Genomic DNA, 11,739 nt, shown 5'->3' with positions numbered 1-11,739 from the left:
TGGCTAGTGGCTAGTGGCTATTTATATGATGATATCGCTGTTACTCATCGTGCCATGTTTAATCGGCGCTTACCTAAGCTTTTATGATTAATCAATATTTCCACTGATTGCCTCTGCACTAGGGCTGTTCTAGCACACGATGATATGGCGTATTATTTCCGTGGTTGTTGTTTGTGTGCAGACATATGCACTGCAGTGCTTTAAAATGCCAAATCAGTTCTCAAGCCTTATTGATGGATAATCTTATTTCTAGCCAAGCAGACACTCAAGCTCCAGCGCAAGATCCTGCAACGCCAGTTGTTGAGGATGTGCTTGGACAACAATTACAGCAAATCTTTGGTTACCGTGACTTTCGTGAAGGACAGCGGGAAATTATCGAGCAGACCCTAAGTGGCCAAGATACCCTGGTTATTATGCCTACGGGTGGCGGCAAGAGTATGTGTTATCAATTACCAGCTTTGGTGCTTCCTGGGTTAACCATTGTGGTATCGCCGCTGATTTCGTTAATGAAAGATCAAGTTGATAGCTTGACTCAGTCAGGTGTTGCCGCCGCATATTTGAATTCCTCTTTACCCCGCGATGAAACCGTTGAGATTTTAAAACGCTTACACAAAGGCGAAATTAAACTGCTTTATGTATCACCAGAGCGTTTGCTGCGGCCTGACTTTATCGAGCGGATGCATGAGTTACAAATCTCACTGTTTGCCATTGATGAGGCTCACTGTATTAGTCAATGGGGTCATGATTTTAGACCTGAATATGCCGCCCTTGGCCAACTGAAACAGTTGTTCCCGTATGTGCCACTGATGGCGTTAACCGCGACGGCCGATCAGGCCACCCGTGAAAGTATTTGTCAGCGCCTTCAAATCAGTCCTTTTTGTTTACTCTCCAGTTTTGATCGCCCCAATATTCGCTATACCGTGGTTGAAAAACTTAATGCCGCTAACCAGCTCAAACAGTTTTTACAATTGCAAAAGGGCAGTAATGGCATCATTTATTGTAGTAGCCGTAGGCGAGTCGATGAAGTTGCCGATCGCTTAAAACTGCAAGGCTTTAGTGCAGCGGCGTATCATGCGGGGATGACCCAAGAAGAGCGTGGCGCGATTCAAGATAAGTTTTTAAAAGACAAAATCGATATTGTGGTCGCCACTGTGGCATTTGGTATGGGGATTAACAAATCCAACGTCCGCTTTGTGGTGCATTACGATATCCCCAAAAGTGTAGAGTCTTATTATCAAGAAACAGGCCGTGCCGGCCGTGATGGTTTAGATGCCGAAGCTTATATGTTGTTTGATCCTGCCGATATAGGCCGCGTTAAGCACTTGATTGAGCAATCAGAACCTGGCCCACAGCAAGACGTTGAATTACATAAAATGAATACCATGGCAGCCTTTGCTGAAGCGCAAACCTGCCGTCGACAAGTATTACTGCATTACTTTGATGAAAGTGGCTCAAAACCTTGTGGTAACTGTGATATTTGTCTCGACCCTCCTAAGCGTTATGATGGCAGCGAAGATGCCAAAAAAGTGCTGTCGTGCATTTTTAGACTCAATCAATATTTCGGTGTTAACCAAGTCATTGATGTATTGCGGGGCTCAAAAGCTGCCAACGTGATGGATCGCGGCCATAACAAGCTGTCCACTTGGGGCATTGGTAAAGATCACAGTCATGAATATTGGCTCAGTGTGATTAGGCAACTTATTCATTTAGGTTTAGCTAGCCAAGATATTACTCGCGGCTCTTCAGTAAAGCTAAATGAATCAGCACGACCAATATTACGCGGGGAAGCCAGCTTACAGCTAGCTGAACCTCGCATTCAATTAGTGACTACTAAGCGCCGCACCAGTTCATCACGTGCACCGCAGCAATATGATCGTAAATTGTTTGCCAGGCTCAAGCTACTGCGCCGTGAACTGGCTGAAAAACATGATGTGCCACCATACTTGGTGTTCAATGATGCCACCTTAGCGGAAATGGCGGCGATGGTGCCCACCAGTGCCGGTGAAATGCTGGCAGTAAATGGTGTCGGTGAGCGAAAGCTAAGTCGCTTCGGCGGTGATTTTCTTGATGAAATTAGTCAGTATTTGATTGAGAATTAACTCACTCGCCTTCAAGGCTATGTTAATTGCTTTAGCTTAACCTGCTTATCTGCAGCATTGGCGGTGACTACTTAGCCGCTAATGCTGGTTCTAGTTCCTTATAAACACTCCTACCTAATCATTTGATGGCTTTGATTGCCCTAGTCTGTTTGCATTTTAAAACAAGCATGTCATGGTTTATCTTCCTCGCTTAGCCTCGTAAAGAGCTAAGCTTCTTTGTGCTTAGATATAACTAAAGCCTTCCTTTAAACAGATTAATATTAGAAATTTCAAATCCATTTTTTTGCATATTAATAAAGTCAAAAATAAACGATAAATTACGTGTAAACAGCAGTGTACGGGCATGTGGGGATTTATTTGTGCTTAAAAGCGATGAGTAAATCAGGCTTTTAAGCTGCAGTGTTGCACAAAAGATGAATAAATTGGGGTTGACACAGCCAGCTGGTCAGGATAAAAAGTGGGTATAGATAAATTAATCGCAGAATAATTAGTTAAATAAAATGAATATTTATAGTGGTAACATTTTACTGGGTCTCCTTCTTCTCTTACGCAATATTTGCGCGGAGTCCTTTGTGTTACAAGCTAAATAAGTTTACTAGTATTCACAAACCCCGCGCTAATAGCCGCGGGGTTTTTTGTTTCTGCCTCTGATTGATTTATATAACAAACAAAAAGTCTAATGAACTAAATGAGCAAAGCACTCAAATCCATTAGCAAAGCGAACAAACTTTAACGTGAATAACCAGGTTCGATGGAGAAAAAGATGTCCGATAGAGTCATAATATTTGATACCACATTAAGAGACGGCGAGCAGGCGTTAGCAGCCAGTTTAACGGTTAAAGAAAAGCTGCAAATTGCATTGGCTCTTGAGCGTTTAGGTGTTGATGTTATGGAAGTGGGCTTTCCTGTGTCATCGCCTGGTGATTTTCAGTCAGTGCAAACCATTGCAAAAACCATTAAAAATAGCCGAGTGTGTGCCTTATCTCGTGCATTAGAAAAAGATATCGATGCCGCAGCGCAAGCATTATCTGTTGCTGATCAGTTTCGAATTCATACCTTTATTTCAACCTCAACCATTCACGTTGAAAGCAAATTAAAGCGTTCATTTGATGACGTATTAGAAATGGCAGTGAGTGCGGTTAAATATGCCCGCCGCTTTACTGACGATGTTGAGTTCTCTTGTGAAGATGCTGGGCGTACCCCCATTGATAACCTTTGCCGTATGGTAGAAGAAGCTATTAAAGCGGGTGCTAGAACCATTAATATCCCAGATACCGTGGGTTACACCGTCCCAAGTGAGTTTGGCGGCATTATTCAAACCTTATTTAACCGAGTGCCGAATATCGATCAAGCGGTGATTTCGGTGCATTGTCATGATGATTTAGGTTTATCGGTAGCGAACTCAATTACTGCTGTTGAGCATGGTGCCCGCCAGATTGAATGTACGGTTAATGGTATTGGTGAGCGTGCTGGTAATTGTTCATTAGAAGAAATAGCGATGATTTTGGCAACCCGCAAGAATTTACTCGGGCTTGAAAACAACATTAATGCCAAAGAAATTCACCGCACTTCATCCCTTGTAAGCCAGCTATGTAATATGCCGATTCAGGCTAATAAAGCGGTAGTGGGGACTAATGCATTTTCGCATTCATCAGGTATTCACCAAGATGGCATGCTAAAAGCTAAAAATACCTATGAGATCATGACGCCTGAAAGCATTGGCCTTAATCGTAATAACTTGAATATGACTTCGCGCTCAGGTCGCCACGTGATTAAGCACCGCATGGAAGAAATGGGCTATAAAGAGACCGATTATGATATGGACAGTCTTTACGATCAGTTTTTGAAATTGGCAGATAAAAAAGGCCAAGTATTTGATTATGATCTTGAAGCCTTAGTGTTTATCGAAGCGCAATCTCAAGATGATGATAAGTACTCACTGCAACATTTAATGGTGCACTCAGATTCAACTGAAGGTGTAGCCACTGCCACGGTGCGTATAGTGGTTGATGACAAAGAAATAACCGAAGCGGCAACCGGTAATGGCCCAGTCGATGCAGCATACAATGCTATTGCCCGTGCAACAGGTCGCAGCATCAATATTACTAATTACAAATTAAGCGCTAAAGGCGAAGGGCAAAACGCCTTAGGCCAAGTGGATATTACAGCTGAATACAATCAGCAAACATTCCATGGTGTCGGCTTGGCAACAGATGTTGTCGAGTCATCGGCTCAAGCGTTAGTTCATGTCATGAACTTAACCTATCGCGCCGATAAAGTGGCTGATTTTAAACAACAGATTCATAAAGAAAGGGAGTTAGGTGGAGTATGAGTTATCAAATAGCTGTATTGGCCGGAGATGGTATTGGGCCAGAAGTCATGGCTGAGGCACGTAAAGTGCTTAATGAAGTTGAAGCCCGATTTGCGCTGGACATTGAATATGCTGAGTACGATGTGGGTGGTATTGCCATTGATAACCATGGTTGCCCGCTGCCTGATGCAACCTTAAAAGGCTGTGAAGCCTCAGATGCCATTTTATTCGGCAGTGTTGGCGGGCCTAAGTGGGAAAACTTAGCCCCCAATGATCAGCCAGAGCGTGGCGCATTATTACCGCTACGTGGTCACTTTGAACTGTTTTGTAATTTACGTCCGGCAAAATTACACGCAGGGCTTGAACATATGTCACCATTGCGAAGTGATATCTCTTCACGTGGCTTTGATGTGTTATGTGTGCGTGAATTAACGGGTGGCATTTACTTTGGTAAGCCAAAAGGTCGTCAAGGCGAAGGCCTGGATGAAGAAGCCTTCGATACCATGCGCTATAGCCGTCGTGAAATAGAGCGTATTGCCCGAATTGCGTTTCAGTCTGCTCAAGGTCGCCGCAAAAAAGTCACCTCAGTAGATAAAGCTAACGTATTAGCCTGTTCAGTGTTATGGCGTGAAGTGGTTGAAGAAGTGGCTAAAGACTACCCTGATGTGGAGCTTGAACATATCTACATCGACAATGCCACCATGCAATTATTACGTCGCCCAAATGAATTTGATGTGATGCTGTGTTCGAACCTATTTGGTGACATAGTGTCAGACGAAATTGCCATGTTAACCGGCTCAATGGGGCTATTATCTTCAGCAAGCCTTAACAGCAGCGGTTTTGGTATGTATGAACCTGCTGGTGGTAGTGCACCTGATATCGCAGGTCAAGGCATTGCTAACCCTGTGGCGCAAATTCTATCTGCAGCCTTATTACTACGCCATAGCTTAAAACTTGAAGATGCCGCGAGTGCGATAGAACGCGCAGTAGGTAAAGCCTTATCAGCTGGCTATTTAACTGGTGAGCTATTAAGTAGCGATGAGCGTCATAATGCAAAATCAACCAGTGAAATGGGTGACTATATCGCTAATGCTATTAAGGAAGGTGTCTAATGGCAGCAAAAACCTTATATGAGAAAGTATGGGATGCCCATATTGTCGCATCACCTGACTCAGAAGCGCCGATTGTTTATGTTGACCGTCACTTGGTTCATGAAGTGACATCACCACAGGCTTTTAGTGGTTTAAAAACAGCGGGTCGTAAATTACGCGCCCCTGAAAAAACCTTTGCCACTATGGATCATAATATTTCGACCTTAAGTGCTAGCCTTGATGCCATGAGCCCAATGGCGCGTATTCAGGTGGAAACCCTAGCGCAAAATTGTAAAGAATTTGGCGTGAAGCTATATGACATCCATCATCCAAATCAAGGCATAGTCCATGTCATGGGGCCAGAGCTTGGTATTACCTTGCCCGGTACTGTGATTGTTTGTGGTGATTCACATACAGCAACCCACGGCGCTTTTGGCGCATTAGCATTTGGTATTGGCACCTCTGAAGTTGAGCATGTGTTAGCCACCCAGACGTTACGTCAGTTAAAAGCTAAAACCATGAAAATTGAAGTCCGTGGTCATGTGGCTGAGGGCATTACGGCTAAAGATATTGTATTGGCTATCATTGGCCGTTTGGGTATGGATGGCGGTACCGGTTACGTGGTTGAGTTTTGCGGCGAAGCCATTGAAGCTTTATCAATGGAAGGGCGCATGACCTTATGTAATATGGCCATTGAAATGGGCGCCAAAGCTGGCATGGTCGCACCTGATCAAACTACTTTTGATTATCTTGAAGGTCGTGAATTTGCCCCTAAAGCTGATGCTTGGACGCAAGCAGTTGCAGATTGGACCGCACTTAAAACGGATGCTGATGCAGTATTTGATGCCGAAGTGGTACTTGAAGCTGCAGAAATCGCGCCGCAGTTAACTTGGGGCACTAATCCAGGCCAAGTGGTATCTATTGATGCACAAGTGCCTAACCCTGAGTCTGAGCCCAATGCAACTGTGCGTGACAGCATGGAAAAAGCGCTTGAGTATATCGGCCTGACTTCTGGCACCAATATGGTGGATATTGCGGTTAATAAAGTCTTTATTGGCTCATGTACTAACTCCCGTATTGAGGATTTACGTGCCGCAGCCCATCATGCTAAAAACCGTAAAGTGGCCGAAGGCGTCACCGCTATTGTGGTACCGGGTTCTGGACAGGTGAAACTGCAAGCAGAAGCGGAAGGTTTAGATAAAATATTCCTAGAGGCAGGGTTTGAATGGCGCTTGCCTGGTTGCTCAATGTGCCTGGCAATGAACGATGACCGTTTAGAGGCTGGCGATCGCTGTGCATCTACTAGTAATCGTAACTTTGAAGGTCGCCAAGGGCGTGGCAGTCGAACTCACTTAGTGAGCCCTGCTATGGCTGCAGCTGCAGCGATTGCCGGTCACTTTGTTGATATTCGTAAGCCTTATTAATTGGCAACCCACTAGGAGAAACAGATGCAAGCTTTTACAGCACATACGGGTTTAGCGGTTGCAATAGATAGCGCAAATATTGATACCGACCAAATTATCCCGAAGCAATTTTTATCAAAAGTCACTCGTGATGGTTTTGGGGTGCACTTATTTCATGATTGGCGTTATTTAGATGACGCGGGCGAGCAGCCTAACCCGACTTTTTCACTTAACTTACCGCGCTATAAAGGCGCGTCTATATTGCTAGCACAAGAAAACTTTGGCTGTGGATCAAGTCGAGAACATGCACCGTGGGCATTAGCTGACTTTGGGCTACGGGTGATTATCGCGCCAAGTTTTGCAGATATTTTTTACGGTAACTCCATTAACAATGGCTTATTACCTGTGAAGTTAACCGCAGCGGAAGTGAGCCAATTAATGGCTGAAGTTGATGCTCAAGAAGGAGCTGAAATCAGTGTTGATTTGCAAGCTCTTACTGTAACGTCACCACAAGGCAGTACTTTTAGCTTTTCATTGGCAGAGTCAGCAAGGCACAAGCTGCTTAATGGTTTAGATGCCATCGGCTTAACGCTGGAATTTGCTGCGGCAATTAGCGACTATGAAGCCAATATTCCTGCTTGGCGTGGCTGATGTAAGAGTGACGAGTCAATTGTAAGTTCAACATTGGTGATTAACATTTAAGCTTACACTTGTACCAACGTGGTATTAAATAAAGCCTTCTAGCTAACCCTAGAAGGCTTTTTTATGTGTCTCAACAATAATTTACTATATATCACATTGTATTTATTGGTTTATTTATTCATAAGATTTGGCGGTTTATATCGGTAGTTAAAAAAACTATAAAATTCAGCGCAGGTTTGTGAGTTGTATATTCTTTAGTAAGTTATTGAATATCAACATTAAAAATATTTTGGTTAACTATTTTTAATATGCTTCAGCGAATCAATTAGTGTAATTGACGCTTTTTTCTCGCTTGGTGTGTGATCCTTATCACTTAAAAATATTGCAAACACCGAAAAGGTAGTTATTTCTTCTGTTTTTAGGCATTTAGTTGTAAATATATTCTGCACCAGTACACTTGCCCCGATTTCAAATTGAGCTATTGCTCTAATGATGTAAGAGATTAAGCAAATAATAAATTTGCATACCCGGGGACAAATGATGAAAAAGAAATTATTAACCGTGGCAGTAAGCGCCATGCTGTTAGGGGCAACGACTCAAGTAAGTGCAGCAGGCTTTCAATTAGCTGAATATTCTTCTACAGGTTTAGGCCGTGCTTTTGCTGGTGAAGCTGCGATGGCGGATAATGCTGGCGCCCAAACTAAAAACCCTGCCATGTTGACTTACCTTGAAGGTCGCCAATTGTCTGCAGGTGCTATTTATATTATGCCTAATGTTGATGTGCTGGGTGAAACCAGTATTTCATCGCCTTTATTAGGGGCTGATCCAATTGTTATCCCAAGCAACGCCATCGATTTTGCCGGTGATGCGCTTATCCCAAATTTTTATTACTCGAATCAGTTAAACGATAACTGGACTTGGGGCCTGGCTTTTCATTCAAATTACGGCTTAGCGACAGAATTGGATGCAACTCATTCAGCAGCGATATTTGGTGATGATACTGCAATCACCACCGTAGAATTTAACCCAAACATTGGCTATAAAATCAATGATGCGGTTAGCATTGGTGCGGGTCTGCGTATTGTTTACGGTGAAGGTAATGTTGGCGCATCAATGCCAGGTTGGATTGATGGTATTAAAGCTCAGTTGCCTGATTTAGCACCTATGCTTCCGGCTGCTGGCACAAGTCTTAAATACATGGAAGGTGATGATATCGCCATCGGTTGGAAAATTGGTTCTAGCTGGCAGATTAATGACAAGCACCGTTTAGGTTTTGCTTATCACAGTGGGGTAGAGCTAGAACTGGACGGCCATGCGTCTGGGCTACTTTATGACGGTGGTCAAAATGTTAGTATTGAAGGTTACTTACCGATTGAGATCCCTGCATTTGCAGAGCTTGCATCTCATCACCAATTAACTGAAAACTGGGCCATGCACGCCAGCGTTAACTGGACTCAGTGGAGTGTTTTTGATGAGTTAGTAGCATACTTCCCTGGCGAAACTAAGCCAATTGACTCAACAACGGGTTTACCATTGGAGTCTGATTTAGTTAAAGAAGAGAACTTCAAAGATAACTGGCGTTTTGCTGTCGGTACTACATACCAACTTAACGACAAGTGGTTAGTTCGTGGCGGTATGGCACTAGATCAAGGTGCTGCGCAAGACGAATACCGTTCAACAACAATCCCAGATTCAGATCGTTTATGGTTTAGTGCCGGTGCGGGTTATCAAGCCAGTAAAAACCTTACGGTTGATTTTGCCATCACTTACATCAAAGGCATTGGTGATGCACCAATTGATGAGACTCAAGACTTATTAGGTTTAGCGTCTGTGAACTACAGCGGTGATGTTGAAGCCGATGTGTGGTTAGCAGGTGTGCAGTTTAGCTACAAAATGTAGTCGACAGTATTATTAATACATTTAAAGCCTCGCAATTGCGGGGCTTTTTGTTATTTGAAAATCATAAGACTAATATCGATACGCCAGCTATATTTGACAAGCCAAAGTATGAAGTAAAGCCATCGTCATATGCTAAGTTATTAGGTGCTTACTGGCTTTACCCCAAAGTGACATAGCATGTCTAGGTAGAATAAACCCTTATAACTGTGATGACAGCACAAGCATTGCAATGTAAAGCATGATAAATCACATAAATAAACGGGTAGTTGATTCACTACTTTCAGTTTATGTGAACAAACTAAAATAAATAATATGAGATAGTGATATGCAAGCTAAGAAATACATTATTGCATTAGATCAAGGCACAACCAGCTCTCGTGCCATTGTATTTGACCATAAAGCCAACATGGTTGCGGTAGCGCAGCGTGAGTTTACCCAGATTTATCCTCAGGCCGGTTGGGTCGAGCATGATCCAATGGAGATTTGGTCATCTCAAAGTTCATCATTGATTGAAGTGCTATCTCGAGCAGGTATTAGCGGTGATGATGTTGCCGCTATGGGCATCACCAACCAACGTGAAACCACCGTAGTGTGGGATAAAAAAACCGGCAAGCCGATTTATAACGCCATTGTGTGGCAGTGTCGTCGCAGCCAAAGTATATGCCAGCAACTCAAAGCCGATGGTTATGAAGCTTATATTAAATCCGCCACAGGCTTGGTGCTCGACCCGTACTTTTCCGCCTCAAAAATCAAGTGGATTCTAGATAATGTTGAAGGTGCAAGAGAAAAGGCCGAGGCCGGTGAGTTGTTATTTGGCACCATAGATACCTGGCTGGTGTGGAAGCTCACAAAAGGCAAAGTACATGTTACTGAACCCACCAACGCCTCACGGACCATGTTGTTTAACATCCATCAGCAGCAGTGGGATGAAAAGTTATTAACGGCCTTTGGTATTCCGGCTTCGATGTTACCTGAAGTGAAACCCTCTTGTGCGGTCTACGGTTCAACCAGCATTGTCGGTGGCGATATTACCGTGGCGGGTATGGCAGGGGATCAGCAATCGGCATTATTTGGTCAATTATGTTTTGAACCTGGAATGGCCAAAAATACCTATGGCACAGGCTGTTTTTTACTGATGAACACCGGTGATAAGGCAGTGGTATCGGATCATGGCCTATTAACCACCATTGCTATAGGCGCTGATTTAAAGGTTAACTATGCCCTTGAAGGGGCAGTATTTATGGGCGGCGCGGTGATCCAATGGCTGCGGGACGAAATGGGCTTGATCCAAGATGCTCATGACACTGAATACTTTGCCAATAAAGTGGACGACACCAATGGGGTATATTTAGTACCAGCCTTTGTCGGCTTGGGCGCTCCGTATTGGGAAGCGGATGCCAGAGGCGCGATTGTCGGACTTAGCCGCGGGGTTAATCGTAGCCATATTATTCGCGCAGCGTTAGAAGCCATTGCATATCAAAGCAAGGATTTACTCGAGGCAATGATACAAGACTCAGGGGTCGAACTTAAACAAATCCGCGTTGATGGTGGCGCAGTGGCAAATGAGTTTTTAATGCAGTTCCAAGCCGACATCAGCAATGTTGATGTGATCCGTCCGCAAGTGACTGAAACCACAGCCATGGGAGCAGCCTTTTTAGCAGGTCTTGCGGTTAACTTTTGGCAGTCTACAGAAGAGTTACAAAACATTGCCGTGGCTGATAAGCATTTTTCACCAGCAATGGATGATAGCTGTCGTCAGGATTTGTATCGCGGATGGAAAAAGGCGGTGAGGAAAACCATCGGCTAAAGGGCATTTTTAAATCACTGGTAAACGACTAAATTTCAATATCAATATGCTTGAAGTTTGTATCGTCGTTAGTGGCCGGATTTGCATCATCGGTGTTGTTGGTTTGAGCAAGCTGTTTTCTGGTTAATGGCGCTGGTGGCAATTGTGTTTGCGGCGCTTCATGGCTATTAGCACTGATAACAGCTGAGTCAGTGACTTTTTTCACCTCTTTTTTAGGCGTGGTAACCTGCCTTGGCGGTCTGGCAGTCACAGCATAGAGAATATCTAGGTTCATTATTACCTCCTTCAAGGCTGTATTCAGTATATCTTGTTATCGGCCGCTTTGATTGTAAATTGAGCGGCTAATGGTTTGAATATATGACGCCAGCAGTCATCCTTGTTTGAGGATGTTTTAGCGTAAAGGCAATATTAAAAGTTTGGAATTTGCTTAGGTTTAAAAGCGCAAGGCAGCAATAAAATTTGTTGAACTGGTTTTTCTCACATCGTG

General features: G+C 43.7%; 8 protein-coding genes. 7 read left to right on the top strand and 1 reads right to left on the bottom strand.

Annotated elements, in window-relative coordinates; all coding sequences use genetic code 11:
* The first annotated feature begins 233 nt into the window (after positions 1–233).
* From recQ to glpK, 7 genes are all read left to right on the top strand, one after another.
* Positions 234–2,099 carry a DNA helicase RecQ gene (recQ, locus tag BCU94_RS12515; protein WP_102476600.1) on the top strand — a complete coding sequence of 622 codons (1,866 nt, stop codon included), beginning with the start codon at positions 234–236 and terminating at the stop codon, positions 2,097–2,099.
* A gap of 763 nt (positions 2,100–2,862) precedes the next feature.
* On the top strand, positions 2,863–4,431 hold the full coding sequence (gene leuA / locus BCU94_RS12510) for a 2-isopropylmalate synthase (protein WP_102440202.1): 1,569 nt from the start codon (positions 2,863–2,865) through the stop codon (positions 4,429–4,431).
* Entirely contained in the window at positions 4,428–5,522 is a 1,095-nt protein-coding gene (gene leuB / locus BCU94_RS12505) for a 3-isopropylmalate dehydrogenase (protein WP_102440203.1), read from the top strand. Before leuA ends, leuB begins: the two co-directional genes overlap by 4 nt.
* Entirely contained in the window at positions 5,522–6,925 is a 1,404-nt protein-coding gene (leuC, locus tag BCU94_RS12500) for a 3-isopropylmalate dehydratase large subunit (RefSeq protein ID WP_102476554.1), read from the top strand. The genes leuB and leuC overlap by 1 nt, the downstream gene beginning before the upstream one ends.
* Before the next feature lie 24 nt (positions 6,926–6,949).
* Entirely contained in the window at positions 6,950–7,555 is a 606-nt protein-coding gene (gene leuD / locus BCU94_RS12495; RefSeq protein ID WP_102440205.1) for a 3-isopropylmalate dehydratase small subunit, read from the top strand.
* A gap of 531 nt (positions 7,556–8,086) precedes the next feature.
* Entirely contained in the window at positions 8,087–9,445 is a 1,359-nt protein-coding gene (locus tag BCU94_RS12490; protein WP_102476553.1) for an outer membrane protein transport protein, read from the top strand.
* A 325-nt stretch (positions 9,446–9,770) separates the two neighbouring features.
* Complete coding sequence (glpK, locus tag BCU94_RS12485) at positions 9,771–11,252, top strand: glycerol kinase GlpK (protein WP_102476552.1); 1,482 nt, start codon at positions 9,771–9,773, stop codon at positions 11,250–11,252.
* Between the two features lie 28 nt (positions 11,253–11,280).
* Here the strand turns inward: glpK and BCU94_RS12480 are convergent, their stop codons facing one another.
* Complete coding sequence (locus BCU94_RS12480) at positions 11,281–11,526, bottom strand: hypothetical protein (RefSeq protein ID WP_102440208.1); 246 nt, start codon at positions 11,524–11,526, stop codon at positions 11,281–11,283.
* Positions 11,527–11,739: the final 213 nt, after the last annotated feature.

Source organism: Shewanella sp. 10N.286.52.C2 (assembly GCF_002874545.1).
Lineage (GTDB): Bacteria > Pseudomonadota > Gammaproteobacteria > Enterobacterales > Shewanellaceae > Shewanella.
This window is presented reverse-complemented; position numbering and strand designations above follow the sequence as displayed.